General features: G+C 45.1%; 16 protein-coding genes. 10 read left to right on the top strand and 6 right to left on the bottom strand.

Features of this window, described 5'->3' with window-relative positions:
- The first annotated feature begins 140 nt into the window (after positions 1-140).
- Entirely contained in the window at positions 141-1,565 is a 1,425-nt protein-coding gene (locus tag AOQ57_RS00705; RefSeq protein ID WP_093624224.1) for a PTS galactitol transporter subunit IIC, read from the top strand.
- A gap of 93 nt (positions 1,566-1,658) precedes the next feature.
- Here AOQ57_RS00705 and rbsK (AOQ57_RS00700) read toward each other — a convergent pair whose 3' ends face one another.
- From rbsK (AOQ57_RS00700) to deoC, 3 genes are read right to left on the bottom strand one after another with little or no spacing between them, the layout of a single operon-like run.
- Positions 1,659-2,588 (bottom strand): ribokinase, encoded by a 930-nt coding sequence (rbsK, locus tag AOQ57_RS00700; RefSeq protein ID WP_093624222.1) that lies wholly within the window; start codon positions 2,586-2,588, stop codon positions 1,659-1,661.
- Between the two features lie 49 nt (positions 2,589-2,637).
- Positions 2,638-3,654 (bottom strand): aldose 1-epimerase family protein, encoded by a 1,017-nt coding sequence (locus AOQ57_RS00695; protein WP_093624220.1) that lies wholly within the window; start codon positions 3,652-3,654, stop codon positions 2,638-2,640.
- A 13-nt stretch (positions 3,655-3,667) separates the two neighbouring features.
- Positions 3,668-4,321 carry a deoxyribose-phosphate aldolase gene (gene deoC / locus AOQ57_RS00690; RefSeq protein ID WP_093624218.1) on the bottom strand — a complete coding sequence of 218 codons (654 nt, stop codon included), beginning with the start codon at positions 4,319-4,321 and terminating at the stop codon, positions 3,668-3,670.
- A gap of 110 nt (positions 4,322-4,431) precedes the next feature.
- Between deoC and AOQ57_RS00685 the strand changes: the two genes are divergently transcribed.
- The 5 genes from AOQ57_RS00685 to ptsP all read left to right on the top strand — a co-directional run bounded on the left by AOQ57_RS00685 (position 4,432) and on the right by ptsP (position 10,220).
- On the top strand, positions 4,432-5,385 hold the full coding sequence (locus AOQ57_RS00685) for a sugar-binding transcriptional regulator (RefSeq protein ID WP_093624216.1): 954 nt from the start codon (positions 4,432-4,434) through the stop codon (positions 5,383-5,385).
- A gap of 246 nt (positions 5,386-5,631) precedes the next feature.
- Positions 5,632-6,555 carry a ribokinase gene (gene rbsK, locus AOQ57_RS00680; protein ID WP_093624214.1) on the top strand — a complete coding sequence of 308 codons (924 nt, stop codon included), beginning with the start codon at positions 5,632-5,634 and terminating at the stop codon, positions 6,553-6,555.
- 20 nt (positions 6,556-6,575) lie between these two features.
- Entirely contained in the window at positions 6,576-6,971 is a 396-nt protein-coding gene (gene rbsD, locus AOQ57_RS00675; RefSeq protein ID WP_093624212.1) for a D-ribose pyranase, read from the top strand.
- Between the two features lie 11 nt (positions 6,972-6,982).
- Complete coding sequence (fucP, locus tag AOQ57_RS00670; protein WP_093624210.1) at positions 6,983-8,311, top strand: L-fucose:H+ symporter permease; 1,329 nt, start codon at positions 6,983-6,985, stop codon at positions 8,309-8,311.
- Positions 8,312-8,498: 187 nt separating this feature from the next.
- Entirely contained in the window at positions 8,499-10,220 is a 1,722-nt protein-coding gene (gene ptsP / locus AOQ57_RS00665; protein ID WP_093624208.1) for a phosphoenolpyruvate--protein phosphotransferase, read from the top strand.
- Positions 10,221-10,364: 144 nt separating this feature from the next.
- On the opposite strand, the gene AOQ57_RS00660 is transcribed toward ptsP, so the two are convergent.
- From AOQ57_RS00660 to AOQ57_RS00650, 3 genes are all read right to left on the bottom strand, one after another.
- A complete protein-coding gene (locus AOQ57_RS00660; protein WP_093624206.1) occupies positions 10,365-11,561 on the bottom strand; it encodes an MFS transporter in 1,197 nt (398 codons plus the stop codon).
- A 63-nt stretch (positions 11,562-11,624) separates the two neighbouring features.
- Positions 11,625-12,452, bottom strand: coding sequence for an SDR family NAD(P)-dependent oxidoreductase (locus AOQ57_RS00655; protein ID WP_093624204.1), 828 nt, complete (start codon positions 12,450-12,452; stop codon positions 11,625-11,627).
- Positions 12,453-12,468: 16 nt separating this feature from the next.
- Positions 12,469-13,308, bottom strand: coding sequence for a sugar phosphate isomerase/epimerase family protein (locus tag AOQ57_RS00650; RefSeq protein WP_093624202.1), 840 nt, complete (start codon positions 13,306-13,308; stop codon positions 12,469-12,471).
- Positions 13,309-13,469: 161 nt separating this feature from the next.
- Here AOQ57_RS00650 and AOQ57_RS00645 point away from each other — a divergent pair, with 161 nt between their 5' ends.
- The 4 genes from AOQ57_RS00645 (at position 13,470) to aroD (ending at position 17,866) form a co-directional block, all read left to right on the top strand.
- On the top strand, positions 13,470-14,357 hold the full coding sequence (locus AOQ57_RS00645; RefSeq protein WP_093624200.1) for a LysR family transcriptional regulator: 888 nt from the start codon (positions 13,470-13,472) through the stop codon (positions 14,355-14,357).
- A 149-nt stretch (positions 14,358-14,506) separates the two neighbouring features.
- Complete coding sequence (locus tag AOQ57_RS00640; RefSeq protein ID WP_093624198.1) at positions 14,507-16,201, top strand: FAD-dependent oxidoreductase; 1,695 nt, start codon at positions 14,507-14,509, stop codon at positions 16,199-16,201.
- 28 nt (positions 16,202-16,229) lie between these two features.
- Entirely contained in the window at positions 16,230-17,108 is an 879-nt protein-coding gene (locus tag AOQ57_RS00635) for a shikimate dehydrogenase (protein ID WP_093624196.1), read from the top strand.
- Complete coding sequence (aroD, locus tag AOQ57_RS00630; RefSeq protein ID WP_093624194.1) at positions 17,108-17,866, top strand: type I 3-dehydroquinate dehydratase; 759 nt, start codon at positions 17,108-17,110, stop codon at positions 17,864-17,866. The genes AOQ57_RS00635 and aroD overlap by 1 nt, the downstream gene beginning before the upstream one ends.
- The last annotated feature ends 234 nt before the right edge of the window (positions 17,867-18,100 follow it).

Below are 18,100 nucleotides of genomic sequence, written 5' to 3'. Positions count from 1 at the left end.
TTATCAAGAAACTGACCTTCAAAGGCACAAGTAGTGATTGGTTTAAGCGACCTTTTTGTTTGGCAACGCTTTCTGTGAGGTTTAAAATAACACCAATATTGAGTGATTAGCTAGCAAAAGTATAGAGTGGGGGAAGGAAGATGTTTGAGGAAGTTAACAACTTTTTTTCAGCATTTGGGGCGAGCGTGATTGTGCCAATTATGATATTTATCGTTGCCCTTTGCTTACGAGTCCCAAGTAAAAAAGCAATGATGAGTGCTTTTTATGCTGGAGTGGGGTTAACCGGGTTTGATTGGATCATTTCTGCCTTCACCCCCGTTGTTACCAAGATCATTAGACAAATGGTTAATGGGACAGGGATAAAACTTCCCGTTGTTGATATTGGCTGGCAAGCAGGCTCACTTGCCAGCTTTGGTTCCACAGTGGGGTTATCCTTTTTTGTGTTTGGGCTTATTTTTGAGTTGGTGATCTTTGCTTTGGGGATTACGAAGGTATTTATGGCGTCCAACCTCTGGAATAACTATGGTTTAATGATTTGGGCTACGCTAGCCTACTATGTTACACATAACTACTGGCTGTCACTTGGTCTAGCCTTTTTTATGCTACTGTATTCGCTGGTCTTAGCGGAGGCTCAAGCGGACCGGTGGTCAGACTATTACGGGGTGAAGAACGCATCGGTGGCAGCACCGCACAATATTGAACAGACGTTACCGGCAATTTTATTGGATCCGTTGTGGAATTTGTTAGGTTTTAACAAGGTTAAGATGACCCCGGAGTACTTCAAAAATCGGCTTGGCGTTTTTGGGGAACCAACGACATTAGGGGCGCTACTGGGTTTATTAATTGGTATTTTAGGAAATCTCCATTCCTTAACCACGATAAAGGCCTGGGGGCAAATCTTTCAATTTGCCATCCAGTTATCCGCGGTAATGACGATTTTTCCATTGGTAACGAAGGTTTTTGCCAAGGCCTTTTCTCCGTTAGCGGACGAAATCGATAAGAACTGGCAAAAAACCGCATCTGAAACGGGGCACGCCACGAATATCATTTACGATAAGAAACGCTGGTTCTTGGGCGTCGATGATGGGGTTGGCTATGGGGAACCAGCAACCATTCTTTCTGGGGTGGTCTTAATTCCATTTATGGTGCTAATCGCCTTCATCCTACCAGGGAACCGGACGTTACCAGTTGTGGACCTAATTTCACTACCATTCATGGTTGAATCGATTGTTGCCATTACCCGAGGGAATATTTTAAAGGTAGTTGCAACCGGGATAGTTTGGTTCTCGCTGGGGCTTTATGCATCGAGTTGGCTAGCTGGTATTTACACCGGAGCTGTTTCTCACTATGGGGTTGCAATTCCAACCGGGGTTGTTTTGATAACTAGTTTTAACTTAATTGCTCGGCCATTGAACGCCCTGGTCTTTGCAGCCTTTATTTCGCAAAGTCCAATTTGGATTGGTTTGTGCATTATTATTTACCTCATTGCGGTAGTTAGCTTACGGCGTTATCGTCCGCAAATCTGGACCTACCTGAAGCGGATGGCCGAAAAGAATGCCAGCTAAATAAGTATGGCGCCTGTCGTTTACTAATAAAGGACCCCCCGGAGCTGGACAAAATTCAACTCTGGGGGTCCTTTTAGATGCGCCTATTTAGCTTTAATAGTTAATTTCGAGTTTAGCTTGAAGTTTAGGTAACTCATTGATGCTTGGGTAAGAAGCCTGGCTTCCCGACATTGTTACGGTAACGGCTGCATAGGCATTGGCGTGGCGAAGAGCAGTTGGAATACCATCACCACTGGTGTAGTAATGGGCAAAGGCACCAATAAATGAGTCGCCAGCCCCAATTGAATCAACGGCGTCAACCTTATAGGAAGGAATCAATTCTTCCTGATCTTTAGTGACCCACAGGACTCCCCGGGAGCCGATTGTAACGATTAAGTTTTTGATCCCTTGGTCAACCAAAAAATGAGCGGCTTCTTTAATTTGATCAATTGTTTCGACGGGCATGTTAGTAAGGTGACTTAACTCGGTTTCGTTTGGGGAGTAAAATTCACATTTAGTTATGTGCTCCATATCAACATTATCATTGGCGGGAGCGGGGTTGAGGATTACTGGGATCCCATATTGTTCTGCAATATCAATAGCATGGTAGTTGGTTTTTAGTGAGATTTCCTGTTGTAAGACAATCATCTTGGTGTCTCGGACTAGTTTACTGAAATGGTCCAAGACAGCAGGAGTTAACTCGCTGTTAGCTCCCTGGACAACAATGATGCTGTTCATGTTTCCCTGGATAAAACAGGGAGCAACCCCATTACTTTGGTGGCCAATTTGGACACCAGAAATATCAATACCACTTTCTTTGAAGTGGTTGAGGTACTCCTTGCCTAGTATGTCGGAGCCGACCACTGAAATCATTGCAACGTCAGAACCGAGTTGGGCAGCGGCAAAAGCCTGGTTAGCTCCCTTTCCCCCAAAGGCCATGTGAAAACTAGGGGCGCTGACTGTTTCACCTAGTTGAGGCATTCGTTCGATATTGGTCGTGAGTTCCATCATGTTTGAGCCAATTACGGTAATATCGTGTGCCATGTTTTCGCTCTCCCTGTTCAAAAGTCCATTCGCTAACAAATAAAAATTGTTACTTTTCTAAACCAGTTACAACGTGGAAGTGCCGTTCAGCTTGGGGGGCAAGGTAAATCAATGTACCAGCATTTTTAGCGGCCGTATGTCCTTCTGGTGTGCAGGTTCCAGGAAGGGCAAAGGCATTAACTTGTTGGTCGCCGTTATAAAGAATCCAGCGGGTGACAATCGGTAAGTCTGCGGTCTTATAAGTAGTTAAGAAGTTATGACCATTACCGAGGTCGACCCGGAACTCAGCTGTATCGGTGTATTTAGTTAAATCAGAAGAGAAGAAAACAATTTCTGGATCGTAGTGGCTGGGATCATCAAGCTTATCAATCAACTTACCACTTTCCGCCAATTCGTTGGTAAAGGCCGTCCACTCAGGAGTTGGGTGAACGTGGACTGGGACGGAGGTTCGTAATTGGAATGCTTCGTCAGGAATATTGGAGGTCATTGTTGCGTTATCAATGTAGGCGTAGCAAAGGTGACACATGTATTGTAGGGGCATTGGCGCGTAGTTGGATAAGTTCTTTACGTTTTGGTCAATGTCAAACAGTCCACTATTCCTGTGCATTGTTACGGATGGATTAGCGAGGTAGTGGTTACCAAAACCTTTGATGTATTCATAATCGCTAGAAATAGTGATGGTTTCGTCGTCAATAATGAGGGCGGCGTGATCCATACGGGCAGTGGCAAATTCACCGTGTTGAACATGGTTATCTTCGAGACTTGGATTTCCGTTAGCAAGTAGACCAGAGGTAAATTCAAAGGCTCCATAGGTGTCAGAAATTTGGTTACCAAACAGTGGTTGGCTGAAACCATCCTTTTCCTTCAAGGTAATATCATCAAAAACGGCGTCCCAAATTATCAAACCGTAAAACGGCAGGAGGGTGAGGTAGCCACGACTGTTGGATACTTTAACTGCTTCGACTCCGGAAGGGTACGTAAAGGTATCAACCTGAAAGTTATCGTCTTCATATAGGTGGAAAGTCGTACTTGAGAACATATCGTGGCTGAGGTTAAATTTTTTCATTCAGAAACTCCTTTTAGTCCTTTCTAATAACTGCTAAGCTGTGGCTAACACCGAGACGAGTTGCCCCGGCGTCAATCATTGCCTGGGCTTCTTCAGGGCTGTGAATGCCGCCAGAGGCTTTAACAGCGGTGCCCGTTCCCCTGGTGGCGTCAGCCATGATTCTTACGGCAGAAGTAGTTGCCCCGGCTGTTGAAAAACCAGTGGAAGTCTTAACGAAGTCAGCGCCCGTCTTAGCAACGATGGATGCAGCCTTGGAGATCTCGTCATCGGTTAAGAGGCAGGTTTCAATAATCACTTTAATAAGCTTACCTGCTTTGTGGCAGGTATCAACAACGGCTTGGATGTCTTGGCTTACTTTATCGAAGTGGCCTGCTTTCATTTCACCGATATTCATAACCATGTCTAGTTCATCAGCACCGTTTTGAATGGCATCTGTAGCTTCAAAGACCTTAGTAGCAGTAGTGTTGGCCCCAAGAGGGAAGCCAATTACGCAAGCGGTTTTAACGGGGGTTGAAGCCAGTCTTTTGTGAATCTTAGTAACCCAGTATGGGTTAACCATGACGGTGTGGAAGTTGTTATCAATTGCTTCTTTAACGACCCGGTCGATTTGTTGTTCAGTAGCATCGGGTGTTAATAGGGTGTGATCAATGTAACTATTAAATTCCATGTTTAGTAATCCCCCTTTTCTCTGAATACGCTTTCATTATATTTCTTGTTTTTACGATTGTAAATAATTAAAATGAAAATAAGAAACATACAGGAATGAGGATTTTGGTGATGAGAAACGAAAAGCTTACCGATAACCAACTTAGAATGGTGGTTAAAATTGCCCGTTTCTACTACCTTGATAAGCTTAGTCAGACAGAAATTGCTAAACAGATGGGGATTTCAAGGCCAACGGTTTCACGTTACTTACAACATGCTAGTGAGTACGGGATCGTTAATATCCAAATTAATGATCCATTCGATAGCGTAACTGTACTGAGTCAACAACTAGCTGAGAAGTATCACTTAGGCCGCGTTGTGATTGCCAGTCAGGTAGGAGAAACGAATAGCCAAATCTTAGATAAGCTGGGAGAAGCAGCAGCTAAGCTATTACAGGAAATTGTGGAAGACGGTGATACAATTGGCTTGAGTTGGGGAAGAACGATGGCGGCGGTAGCTAACCACCTTCTTCCTAGCGATAAGAAGGGTGTCTGTACGGTTTATTTAAAGGGAACTGTAGCGAATAGTTCTCGCAACAACTATGCTAGCTTGATTGCAAACGGCTTTAACCAGGCCTTTGAAACACAGACCGAGATTTTACCCGTTCCAGTAATCTTTGATAATCAAGCAACCCGGGATGTGGTTTTAAAAGATCGATTTATTGGTAAGGTTATGCAAAAGGCCATTGACTGTGAAATAGCTGTGTTTACAGTTGGGACAACTCGGGATGATGCAATGCTGTTTAAATTAGGGTATCTAAATCCAATGATGATTCGCCACCTTCAGAAAGAAGCCGTGGGTGACATTATCTCGCAGTTTGTTGATCAAGATGGGCGAATTGTTGATCCGGAGTTAACGAGAAGAACGGTGGCCTTACCGCTTGAAAAGTTAAAAACTAAGAAGCACTCGGTATTAGTTGCCGGGGGAATTACTAAATTACCAGTGCTTCATGCTGCCTTAGTAGGTGGATACGCTAAAGAGCTGGTAACTGATTTAGAAAATGCAAAGCAACTTGTGAAAATGTAAAAAAATTAAAAAGGATTTTAGTGAATGACTAAAATCCTTTTTTTAATAGAATTGTTGAAAGATCAACTATTTTAGGAATCAAACAAAGAAAACGCTTGCAGTTCACTAGATAATTAGAATTAGTGAAAGTATATTTTTGTATTGCAACCGCTTTCTTTAAATGCTAAACTGAACGCGTCAATCGATGAGTAAAAGGTTTTAATAAAACCTTTTATATGGAATTGTTGTAACTTAGGAGGAAAATGCATGTCTAATAAAGTTGCTGTTTTGGGGAGCATTAACGTTGATACAACCTATCATGTTCAGCGTTTCCCGGAACCAGGAGAGACGCTAGCGGCAACCGATAAGAGTTCTGCTCCTGGTGGAAAGGGCGCTAACCAGGCCGTAGCAGCTGCCCGATCCGGTTCGAAAACCTATTTTATCGGAATGGTAGGTGCTGACTCTGAAGGTAAGTTTATGCGTGCTGCCCTACAAGAGGATGGTATTGACACAAGTAATGTTGGAAATGACACTCGTCACGGAACGGGAACAGCGCTTGTAACGTTGGATGTGAACGGACAAAATAACATCATGGTTTACGGTGGCGCGAATCAAGCAATGACGGTGGATGTTCTTAATAAGAGTAAAGCGGTGATGAAGGACATTAACTTCTTGATTACCCAGTTCGAAACGCCGCAAGCAGTCGCACTGGCGGCCTTTAAGATGGCTAAGGCAAATGGTGTTACGACCGTATTAAACCCGGCGCCTGCCCAAGAGATTCTTCCAGAATTACTGGAATATACCGATATTATTGCACCAAACGAAACGGAAAGTGCATTGCTAACGGGGATTGAGGTTACGGATGAAACTTCCCTGAAAAAGACAGCGGAATTTTTCAGGGCTAAGGGGGTTAGCGTGACCTTGGTGACCTTAGGTTCTAAGGGTGCTTATTATTCAACTAAGGATAGTTCTGGAATTATTCCAGCGTTTAAGGTGAAGGCAGTTGATACCACGGCTGCAGGGGATACGTTTATCGGGGCCTTAATTTCACAACTAAACCAAGACGTCTCTAACTTGTCTGAGGCAATTATTTATGCACAACGCGCCTCAAGTTTGACAGTTCAAGGGATGGGGGCAATGCCTTCAATTCCAGCGTATGACGATGTAATGGATGCCTTGCAACAAGATTAATTTTTTGGAGGAAATTTAGCATGAAGAAGAGTGGAATTTTAAATTCGGAAGTCGCATCTGTTGTTGCTGGTATGGGGCATATGGACTGGCTTTCAATTGGGGATGCTGGAATGCCGGTTCCAATGGGAACTAAGAAGATAGACCTATGTGTTGATAAGGAATTACCAACGTTTATGCAAGTCTTAGAAAACGTTTTGACGGAAATGAAGGTTCAAAAGATCTACTTAGCAGATGAAATTAAGGATCAAAACCCAGAACAATTGGAAAACATTAGGAAGGCATTACCTAATGTTGAAGTGGAATTTATGCCACACACTGATCTTAAAAAGAATTTGGTAAAGACGCATGCGTTCATTCGGACTGGTGAAATGACGCCGTACTCAAACATTATTCTTGAGTCCGGGGTTACCTTTTAGGAGGAAGATACATGGATAAAATAAGAAAGCAGTCATGGGTTCAATACGATGACGGTTACCTTAGTAAGACACCGGTTTGGCAATATATTTTAGTTTCCTTAATCTTCCCAATGTGGGGGATGGCAGCGTCACTTAACGATATTTTAATCACGCAATTTAAGACGGTATTTACCTTAAGTGACACGGCAACTGCCTTCGTTCAATCAGCCTTTTACGGGGGTTACTTCCTGATTGCTTTACCGGCATCCTACATTATTCGTAAGAACACGTACAAAACTGCAATCATGACTGGTTTGACCTTCTTTATCATTGGTTGTGCACTGTTCTTTCCGGCCTCTCATATGGCTACTTATGGGATGTTCTTAGCTGCGATCTTCGTTATCGCCATTGGTCTGAGTTTCTTGGAAACCTCTTGTGATACTTACTCAACGATGATGGGGCCTCGTGAGTTTGCTAACCGGCGGATTAACATTTCCCAGACGTTGATTCCTTTCGGAGATGCAATGGGAATTATCCTTGGTAAGTACCTTATCTTCAGTGGTCATAGTAACTTACAGCATGAATCTGCTGGGTTAAACGCAGCCCAAAAGCTGGCTTTGAACAAAGAAGTTCTTGCCTTAACGTTGCGTCCATACAAGTACATTCTATTTGTCCTGTTAGTTCTGTTAGTACTAGTTGCCATCACAAAGATGCCATATGCCAAGGCCAAGGCGGATGCTAAGTCTGCTAATCAGCCAAGTATGATGGAATCACTTAGCTACTTATTACACAACCGTCGCTTTATGAAGGCAGTTGGGGCTCAATTTATTTACGTTGGGATCCAGACCTGTGTATGGTCATTCACCATTCGTTTGGCCCTTCGGATTATCCCAGGGATTTCTGACCATGCCGCAACTAACTATATGATTATCAGTTATATAGTATGGTTTGTTGGTAAGCTGTTTGCCAACTGGTTTATGAACCGTTACTCCATTACTAAAACAATGATTTGGTACTGTGTATTGGGAACAATTGTCTTACTTCTTACTTGCTCAATTCATTCCCCAATTGCAATCTGGGGGGCTGTTGCAACTAGCTTCTTCTTTGGCCCGGTTTATCCAACGGTTTATGCTCATGGTTTAGACCAAATCAAGGAAAAGCAACACACCGAAACCGGTGGGGCCCTGATGGTTATGTCCTTAGTTGGTGGGGCCTTCCTACCAGTTATCATGGGACGTGTATCTGACCTAACTGGTTCTATGCAATTCTCCTTCATTGTTCCAGCAATCGGCTTTGCTTTGATTCTGTGGTTCTTTATTTCAGAACACAAGATTGGCAAGAAGGAAGCAGCTAAGGCGTAGTCATCTTTCAGCCACTATAAGATAGGATGATTCTCAAAGGGAATCATCCTATTTTTGTTACTTCATATAAACCGGTTACGTGCAACCGCTTAATATATGGTAGCATTCAAAATGATAACGGTTTATAATGGGATGTATTGATTAGTGTTAAACGGTTGACACTAAAACTTTAGGAGGAACCAATAATATGTCAAAAGATGTGAAGGGAATTGCAGCTAGTGATGGGATTGGGATTGCCCCAGCCTACTTATTAGTTGACCCAGATCTGTCCTACGACAAGAAAAAAGTCGAGGACACGGCGGCTGAATATGCTCGGGTAGAAAAGGCTTTCCAAGACTCGATCGAAGAATTAACGCAGATTAAGGAAAATGCAAAGGACCGGCTTGGTGAAGAAGAACTAGGGGTCTTTGATGCGCACATTGCGATCCTTTCTGATCCTGAAATGCTGGGACAAATCAAGGATGACATTGAAAACAATCACGTTGGGGCTGAAGAAGCTGTTGATAAGGTAACGACGACCTTTGCTGACATGCTGGCAGCGATGACCGATAACGCTTATATGCAAGAACGGGCAGCTGACGTTAAGGACGTTGCTAAGCGGGCAATGAGTCACTTGTTGGGCAAGCGCCTACCAAACATTGCTGGAATTAGCAGTCCGGTTGTTATCGTGGCCCACGAAATTACACCATCCGATACTTCTCAAATGGATGCTAAGTTTGTGAAGGGGATTGTGACCGATCTTGGTGGTCGGACCAGCCACGCGGCAATCATGTCCCGGACCCTGCGGATTCCGGCTATTGTTGGTTCAAATAACATCACGACCTCCGTTGAACACGGTCAAATGATGATCGTCGACGGGCTAAACGGGGACACCATTGTTGATCCAACTGACGAACAAGTTAAGGAATATGAAGCCAAGGCCGACGCCTTTGAAGCAGAACGTGCTGAATGGGCTAAGCTGGTTGATGCACCATCCGTTTCCAAGGATGGTAAGGAATTTGAAATTGCCGCCAACATTGGGACGCCGGATGATACGGAAGACGCCGTTAAGCAAGGTGCTGATGGGGTTGGTCTTTTCCGGAGTGAATTCCTCTACATGGATAATGACCACATGCCAAGTGAAGACGAACAGTTTGAAGCCTACAAGAAGGCTGTGATTGGTATGAATGGGAAGCCGGTTGTCGTTCGTACCATGGACATCGGTGGTGACAAGCCATTGGAATACATGCCACTTCCAGAAGAAGAAAACCCGTTCCTTGGTTACCGGGCGATCCGGATTTGCCTGGACCGGCCAGAACTCTTCAAGACCCAATTGCGGGCTCTGGTACGGGCTTCTGAGTTCGGTCCAGTATCGATCATGTTCCCAATGATCGCAACGGTTGCTGAACTGCGTCAAGCTAAGGCGATCTTTGAAGAAGCCAAGGCGGAAGTTCAAAAGGAGCACCCCGGCCTGGGCGATGACGTTAAGATTGGGATGATGATTGAAATCCCACTGGCTGCTTTGAATGCCGGTCAATTAGCCGAGGAAGTTGATTTCTTCTCCATTGGGACTAATGACCTTATTCAATACAGCTTTGCTGCTGATCGTGGGAATGAAGCAGTTTCCTACCTTTACCAACCGCTGAACCCGGCCTTCTTATCCCTGATTAAGCACGTCATTACCTCTGCCCACGAACATGGTGCTAAGGCTGCTATGTGTGGTGAAATGGCCGGTGACGAAATGGCATTGCCACTCCTGATGGGGATGGGGCTTGATGAATACTCCATGTCCGCAACCTCCATCCTCCGCACCCGGAGCATGATGAAGAAGCTTGATACTAAGGAATGGGCGGGTTACGTTGATGAAATTATTGCTAACTGCGCAACCGTTGAGGAAGTCCAAAAATTCGTTAAGAGCAAGTTAAACTAATCTGCTAAGCAACTCTCTTTTTGCACCAACATCCTTGCTGGCGATTATTAAGCACCCCAGGATTATTAGATTTCTGTCTAATAATCCTGGGGTGCTTTTTATACGGATGGTAAAACTAAAGCGGGGATAGTTATTATGCTATTTTTATTCGAAATGGTAACGCGTATTACGTACTAAGAGCCATACAGCAATTACGATCGTTGCGGCAGCAATAATTGCCGTGATCCAGAAAACCGTCAGGACACTGGCTGCGGTGTCACTAATTACGAAGCTGGAGACTAGTGGGCCAACAAAGTAAGTAACGGAGGCCATGAAGGAATAATAGGAGGTTAACTTTCCATTCCCAGTGGGGAAGTAGCTAGTCAAAATAGCTAAGCCGACTTGCCAAATCCCGCCAGCTGCAAAGAAGCCAATGACAATGCTTCCGATTCGGGCGGTTGTTAGGGATGGTGTTAAAATCATCATAAACAGAGCCAAGGCTGAAACTGTACCATAGATACTAATCAAGACCAGGTGCTTGATCCTGGTAACTAGGAAGGCCGTGACGAAGACGGAAATCATAGAAGCCATGGCGTAAAAGGAAACTAAAGTTTTGGCCTGGTTGGGAGATACCCCTAACACGCTTGTTCCAAAGTTTGGAAGGTATTGAGAGAAAACATAGAAGGTGAAACAGATTGTGAACCCCATTGCAATAAGAAGGGCACCGTCAATGGCCATGGATGGCTTAACCTTACTAGATGGTTCTTCAATGTGTTCGTCGTTTTTGATTTTTTCGAGTTGTTCTTCCTTATCCTGGGAAGCAAATTGAATTTTACAGATATAGAGCATATCAAGGACTAAGAAAATAGATAGGCAAACGGCTGTAACGAAAGCATTGCTGACGGTTGAGACCCAAAATGGGAAGAGAAACTGGGCTAAGGACATGAAGGCCTTAACTAAGGAGTTCATTGTGGCTGCCCTGGTTGGAAAGGCGTCAGTAAGTGCCGGGTAACTGGAGGTATCCCCAAACGAGTTGGTGAAACCGAAGAAGATAGCGGCAATGGCAGCAACGATCATGTTATGAGCGAGGGCCGCTCCTAATAAGAAGATAACGTCAGAAATCATGGAGATTAACATGGTTTTACGTCGCCCAATCCTATCGGAAACGGAGCCGGCTAAGAAGATGGTGAATAGTCGCCCTAATCCTACGGCGGCTAATACCAGGGAAATGCCTTTGACGTTGGTATGCCATGCTTTTTGAAAGTAGGTACTGTACTGGGAGATGAAGATCGTGGCCATTCCCACGATTGCGTAGTTAATGTAAACGGCGATGGCGACACCGGCGTAGCTTTGCTTTTTCATTTTTGATACCTCTTGTTGAAAAAAAGCGACCTTCAAATTAACTGGCCGCTTTTTTGTTACGTTTTACTTCTGGTGGTGGTCAATCGCGTACTGACGACGACCACCCGGTTTTGGAATCATATCCTGCATCATAATACTTAAACCACCATCAACTCGGAGTTCGGCTCCGTTTGTGTAGTCAGAGCGGTCGCTAGCGAGGTACAAGACAGCGTTAGAAATATCCTCTAACTTACCAATTCGCTTGCTGGCAACGAGGCGGGAGCGCCCTTTTTGGACCTCGGGATCCGTGTAAAAGGCGTGTGACATTGGAGTTTCCACCAGACATGGAAGAACACAGTTGCTACGGATCCCAAACTGTCCCCATTCAGCAGCCATTTGTTTAGACATCATTAAAACACCGGCCTTAGTGGTAGAGTAGGCACCAGAATAAGTTTCCGGGAAGATCCCGGCAACTGTAGAGATGTGGACCATGGTCCCTGACTTTTGCTTAATCATTTGCTTACCAAAGGCTTGGGAGGTGATGAAGTAGCCGTTCAAGTTAATGTCCACGGCGGTTTGCCATTCATCAACTGATAAATCTTCTAGTGGTGAGAAGCGCAGAATTGAGGCGGTGTTAACCAGAATGTCAACCCGGCCAAAAGTAGCAACCACCTTGGCCACGGCGGCATTGACTTCATCTTCTTTAGTTGCGTTGGCAACAATTGCCAGAGTTTCAATCCCGTAACGATCAGCTAACTCCTTGGCCCGGGTATTTAACTTGTCTTCTAACAGGTCCATTAAGACCACCTTAGATCCTTGGGCAGCAAAGTCCTCGGTAAACTTGGTTCCCATACCACCAACGGCTCCTGTGACAACGACAACTTTATCCTGTAAGTTTAGCCATTTTGTCATATTGCATTCCTCCTATCTAATCCGTTAAGATTTCCGGCCAGGCGTTTTGCAGGGCACGAATTGTATTGTCGTAAGTGTACTTAGCAACCCAGTCGATTCCCTTAGCCATGTATTGGTCAGAAATAACTTCGACCCCGATTACCTTTGGATCAACGCCAGCATCTTTGATCATTTTAATGAAGGCTTCGGTACCAGCAGAGCCGACACCAGGTGCTAAACGGTCGTGCATTGACTCGTCTCGCAAGACTGTCTCGGCGTAAGGGCGTTCGTAAGCATCATCTAGTTGGATTGAAACGACCTTTTTAGCCTGTTCCTTGGTTAAGAGGTCGTAAGGTTGACCGGCCCGGTACCAGTGCCAAGTATCAAGTAACATTTTGACATTGTCGCAGTCAGCCTTTTGAACGATTGCCCAGGTCTTCTTTAGGTCGTTCATTCCACTGTAAGGCATTGGTTCTAAGGCGATGGTGTACTTACCGGCCCGTTTGGCAAGTTCTTGGAGTTTTTTAGCCATGTAGTCAACAGAATAGTTCTCCATCAGCCCAGTGTTAATGTGTTCCACCCCGAAGAGATCACACATGTGAAAGCAAACCTGTTCCTTATACTTTTCTTCATAGGAGCGGGGTTCTTCACACCATTGAACGATGTACTCGACTTCGGTACAGCGAAGGTTATTTTCGGCCAAGAGATTTAAGATATCCTGGTCAGTTAAACCCTCATTTAAGGCATCCACGTAGGTTTCGGCCCGCAGACCAATTCCGTCGTAGCCGGCCTGCACAGCGGCACGACACCGGTCTGCAAATGAGCATTGGTCACCTAAAGTCCATGAACTAACGGTAATTGGATATGTTTTACTCAATGTTAGGTACCTCCAAGCATTTGTGATTTAGTTATCAATGGTTCTATATGTCCTAATATAAAACGCTTTCTTAGCTAAGGTCTAATTGATTTATTGAGTGTTAAATTTTAAAATTTCTATAGGTTAACTGGTTTTGTACCGTAAAGGAGGGCATTTTTTCTATGAATCTTGACCAACTCCACTATTTGAGCATTCTTGCACAAACGGAGAACTATACTAAGGCTGCTAAGATGTTAAACATCACTCAGCCAACCCTCTCCTACGCGATTAAAACTCTTGAGAGCCAACTAGGGATCACCTTGTTTGAAAAGACAGGGCGGAACGTTAAGTTGACCACCAATGGGCGGATTTTTGTTCAGGAAAGCGATAAGGCCGTTGAAGTGATTAATCGCGCCGTTGAACGGATCCACCAAATTGAACAGGAGGGGTTTCGTGTTCGAATCTCTTCCCTACGGATTTTGGGAAGCTACTTTTTACCGCACTTATTACGGGACTTTTTGGATGCTACCCAGGACGATTCAATCCACTTTGAGTTCGCTCCGACGCCTGGTTTTTCCCAAGCTATCATTGAAGGACTTCGTAATGAACAGTATGATATTTGCTTTTGTTCAAAAGTCGATACCCAAACTGATATCGACTACTATCCTGTTTTAGAACAGAAACTGTACTTAATTACCCCAAAGGATCACCCGCTTGCTAAGCTAAAGTCTGTTAACCTTCAAGATACCTTTGCATACCCCCATATTACTTATGCTTCTAACACTGGCCTATCCAGTGAGCTTAATAACCTATACGCGCTGTGTGGCCGGTCGCCGATGTCTTCGTACTCGGTGTCGGAAGATATTGAAGTAGCGGGGTTAGTTGCGGCTGGCTTTGGGATTGGGATTGTTCCGCAGATGGACAACATGGATCGCTTAGATTTAGTTAAAATTCCGATTGCCTACCCACAGTGGCATCGTTTTGTCTACATGGCGGTACTAAAGGAGCACTATCAAAGCCCGGCCGCCCAAAAGTTCATTGATTATGTCAAAAAACAAAGATTTGTTTAGTTATGTCTATGAGGGAACCTTTTTAAGGGTTCTTTCATAGATTTTTTTGATTATAGGTATCGAATTCCTCAATTAGTTTTCCTGGGGAAAGGTGGTTTACAATGACCGTGCAACAGAAGGTAGCATTTCGTAATCAGGAGGATTTTGGAATGAGTAAGTATCCCGTTAAGGCCTTTGGACATAACGGCGAAATTGATTTAACCGTTGAAGTTGAGGGCCAAACAATTAGCGATCTTTCGGTAGATAAACACACCGAGACGCCCGCTATTTTTAAGCAAGTATTTGGTAAGCTAAAGAACAACGTCTTGCAAGAACAATCCTTTAAGATCGATGCCATTGCCGGAGCCAGCCAAATGACCCAGTCGATCCTTGATTCTGCCGATAAAGTGTTGGAGGAGCAGGGTTATAACTTCCCGGCTCCTGCTCCCCAAAGTAAACAGGAACAGACCCTGACTACCGATGTCTTAGTAGTTGGCTCGGGGGGAGCTGGGCTGATGGCGGCTTGTCGAGCATTAAGCCTTGGGAAAAAGGTTATTCTTGTCGAAAAGAATGGCTACCTTGGTGGGGCAACCATTTTAAACGGTTCTAACGTGGTAGCAACGGGTTCGAAAACTGCTAAGCGGATTTTTGGGGCCGTTGCGGACCAAGATAGCCCTGAACGATTGGTCGATGACATTGCCCGGGAAAGCGAGCAGACCAACTACCCGGCATTGTCACGGCTGTTGGCGAATAACGTCGGCGCCGCAATTGATTTTATTGCTGACTTTGCTGATCTAGATTACCAAAAGGCCCAAACTCAAACACCAGAGCACTCTGTTAATCGCCAAATTGAGTTGCCATCCTCAAGTAGTTATGAATTCATCACTAAGGTTGCCGACGCCTTTGTTAAAAAGGGCGGAACGATTTTAACTGACTGCCGGGTTGAGGGAATACTGCAAAATGATGATGGCTCCTTAGTGGGACTCTGGTGTGGTGGTAAGAATACCGAAACTAAGATCTACGCAAAGAGCGTGGTCTTGGCTTCTGGCGGTTATGGTGCCAAGGCCTATAACGAAGGATGGAATACAGGAATAGATTATTATGGACCGCTAACGTCGACGGGGGACTCCTATACCTTTGCTAAGGATCTTCACTTGAAGACACATGACCTTAACTGGTATAAGGTTTACCCGCATGGGCTGGAAGTTGAACCCGGTATTGCTAAGTTAACTACTTACGCTTCCAAGTTAGCCACTGACATGGGGGCGATCTACGTTAACCAAGCTGGTCAGCGGATTGTCAACGAATCTGATGTTTACACCAAGCTGCGGAATCAGGTTCTCAAGCAACCAGGACGGGTGGCTTACCTGTTAATGGATCAACGAACTTGGGACGAGGTCTACAAGCTGTTAATTTTGCACGACTTCTCCGAACAAGAAATTGCTGACTACTTGGCTAATGATGGAAAGAAGCGGCCGATTTTAGTTAAGGGGAGCCTGCAAGAAGTTGCTCAAAAAGCCGGGGTGGACGCGCAGAACTTAGCCAAGACGGTTACGGATTACGAATCGTTTGCTGCACAGGGGGAGGACCCTGAGTTTGGACGTGCTGCTGAATATATGCATCAGTTTGAGGGCGACACCTACTACTTGGTTGAACAACGTGACCGGTTTGCCACTTCGCTTGGAGGCTACATGGCCGACGATAATATGCACCTACTAAACAAAGATAATCAGCCGGTAACCCATCTTTACGGGGCTGGTGAAATTGTTGGGGGGGCCAACGGCCGGGATTCGATGCCAAGTATGATGAATTCGTGGAGTTTTGCGTCCGGTTACGTGGCTGGGACCAGTGCCGCTAAAGTCTAGTTTTTACAATCTTCAGGAGGAATCAATCATGGAAAGAATTGACGGACACACCTTGCTAATTGGATTAATGGCTTATCCAATTCGGCACTCAATGTCACCAACGATGCACAATAACGCCTTTGCTAAGTTGGGCTTGAACTACGCTTACTTAGCTTTTGAAATCGATAATGATAAGCTGGAAAAGGCAGTTGACGCAATTCGGACGCTGGATATGCGGGGTTCAAATATTTCGATGCCGAACAAGCAAAAGATCCTGCCATACTTGGACAAGCTTTCCCCGGCTTCTAGGCTAACTGGTGCCGTTAATACAGTTGTTAATGATAACGGGGTTTTAACGGGCTATACCACCGACGGAACTGGCTTCATGAAGGCCTTAGAAGATGAGAACTTGAACATTATCGGCAAGAAGATGACAATCACCGGTGGCGGTGGCGCTGGTACGCCAATCGCCATTCAGGCCGCGTTGGATGGGGTTGCGGAGATCGATATCTTTAACCGTGATACCGACCCCCAATGGGAACAAGCCAAAAAGAACGTCGATATTATTAATAGCGAAACTAGTTGTAAGGCCACCCTTCACCGCCTGGCAGACCAAGACGAATTTCGGGAAAGCTTAGCTAACTGTGATATCTACTGTGATGCCACTTCAGTTGGGATGGGTGAATTGGCCGACCTGTCCTTGGTCAACGATCCAACCTGGTTCCATAAGGATATGATTGTCTTTGACACGGTTTACTCCCCACGAGAAACCAAGTTGATGAAGATTGCTAAGAGTGCAGGTGTTGAGCATGTCTTTAATGGGCTGGGGATGATGCTGGAACAGGGAGCCGAAGCCTTTAAGCTTTGGACCGGCGAAGACATGCCAGTTGACTACATTCGGGACCTACTTTTTAAGGATGAGGATTAATGATGAAGACAGTAACCGTTCGTAATGTAACCCTTGGCAGTGGTCTGCCTAAAGTAGCGGTTCCTTTAGTTGATGCCTCGGCGGATGAGTTGATTGCCCAGGCTAAAAAAGTGGCCGCCTTAGCCCCGGACGTGATTGAATGGCGCATTGACTTTTACCAAGACGTCCTGGACGAAGATAAGCTAGCCCAAACTGCCCGGGTCATTCGTCAAGTCATTGGTGATATTGCTCTGCTGGTTACCTTCCGAACGGAGGGCGAGGGGGGCGAATTAGCTTTGGTTGATGATAAATACTTCGCCCTTTTAAAGACGGTCGCTAAACAGAAAATGGGTGACCTAGTCGATGTGGAGTTAGGTCATGATCAAGCAGCGGTACAAGCCGTGGTGGAAACCGCCCATCAAAACGGGGTTAAGGTGGTTATGAGTAATCACGACTTTGCTAAGACACCAAGCAAAGAAGAGCAGGTCAAGCGACTGACAGCAATGGCCAGCCTTGGTGCTGACGTGGCGAAGATTGCTTCAATGCCGCAATCATCCATCGATGTCTTAACGGTTCTTGCCACCACAATTGAAGCAAATACCAAGTTGAACCTGCCGATCATCACCATGTCGATGGGGGACTTGGGGAAGGTCAGTCGGGTTAGTGGCCAGGTCTTCGGTTCAGCGTTAACCTTCGCTGCGGTTGGTAAGACTTCAGCTCCGGGGCAGATTGGCTTGGTGGACCTTCGCCACGACCTAGAGGACCTCAAATTGAATTAGTTGCAGAAAGAGCGTTGAAAAGTAAGTTATGGTGATCCTTGCCTTCACACCGAAATAGATTATTAGCTAGTCCAATTGGTTGAATGAGAACATAATTTGTCACGATTAGAAAACTAGTTAATTGATAAATGGGGTTGTAGTCACTTGATTAGTTGGATATAATGCGGTTAACGAAAGCGCTACCAAAGGTAGACCAATTTATTAGGGTAACTTATTTAACCGCTATATTTATGG

This window comes from Limosilactobacillus gorillae, from assembly GCF_001293735.1.
In the GTDB taxonomy this organism is placed as follows: Bacteria; Bacillota; Bacilli; order Lactobacillales; family Lactobacillaceae; genus Limosilactobacillus; species Limosilactobacillus gorillae.
Note: the sequence above shows the minus strand (reverse complement) of the source record. Positions and strands in the feature narration are given on the sequence as shown.

What these genes read in the sequence shown, in the direction of transcription:
- AOQ57_RS00655 (WP_093624204.1), bottom strand. Translation starts at nt 12,452, where the DNA reads ATGACAAAATGGCTAAACTTACAGGATAAAGTTGTCGTTGTCACAGGA.
- AOQ57_RS00645 (WP_093624200.1), top strand. Translation starts at nt 13,470, where the DNA reads ATGAATCTTGACCAACTCCACTATTTGAGCATTCTTGCACAAACGGAG.
- rbsD (WP_093624212.1), top strand. Translation starts at nt 6,576, where the DNA reads ATGAAGAAGAGTGGAATTTTAAATTCGGAAGTCGCATCTGTTGTTGCT.
- AOQ57_RS00635 (WP_093624196.1), top strand. Translation starts at nt 16,230, where the DNA reads ATGGAAAGAATTGACGGACACACCTTGCTAATTGGATTAATGGCTTAT.
- aroD (WP_093624194.1), top strand. Translation starts at nt 17,108, where the DNA reads ATGATGAAGACAGTAACCGTTCGTAATGTAACCCTTGGCAGTGGTCTG.
- deoC (WP_093624218.1), bottom strand. Translation starts at nt 4,321, where the DNA reads ATGGAATTTAATAGTTACATTGATCACACCCTATTAACACCCGATGCT.
- fucP (WP_093624210.1), top strand. Translation starts at nt 6,983, where the DNA reads ATGGATAAAATAAGAAAGCAGTCATGGGTTCAATACGATGACGGTTAC.
- rbsK (WP_093624214.1), top strand. Translation starts at nt 5,632, where the DNA reads ATGTCTAATAAAGTTGCTGTTTTGGGGAGCATTAACGTTGATACAACC.
- AOQ57_RS00660 (WP_093624206.1), bottom strand. Translation starts at nt 11,561, where the DNA reads ATGAAAAAGCAAAGCTACGCCGGTGTCGCCATCGCCGTTTACATTAAC.
- AOQ57_RS00685 (WP_093624216.1), top strand. Translation starts at nt 4,432, where the DNA reads ATGAGAAACGAAAAGCTTACCGATAACCAACTTAGAATGGTGGTTAAA.
- AOQ57_RS00640 (WP_093624198.1), top strand. Translation starts at nt 14,507, where the DNA reads ATGAGTAAGTATCCCGTTAAGGCCTTTGGACATAACGGCGAAATTGAT.
- AOQ57_RS00705 (WP_093624224.1), top strand. Translation starts at nt 141, where the DNA reads ATGTTTGAGGAAGTTAACAACTTTTTTTCAGCATTTGGGGCGAGCGTG.
- AOQ57_RS00695 (WP_093624220.1), bottom strand. Translation starts at nt 3,654, where the DNA reads ATGAAAAAATTTAACCTCAGCCACGATATGTTCTCAAGTACGACTTTC.
- rbsK (WP_093624222.1), bottom strand. Translation starts at nt 2,588, where the DNA reads ATGGCACACGATATTACCGTAATTGGCTCAAACATGATGGAACTCACG.
- ptsP (WP_093624208.1), top strand. Translation starts at nt 8,499, where the DNA reads ATGTCAAAAGATGTGAAGGGAATTGCAGCTAGTGATGGGATTGGGATT.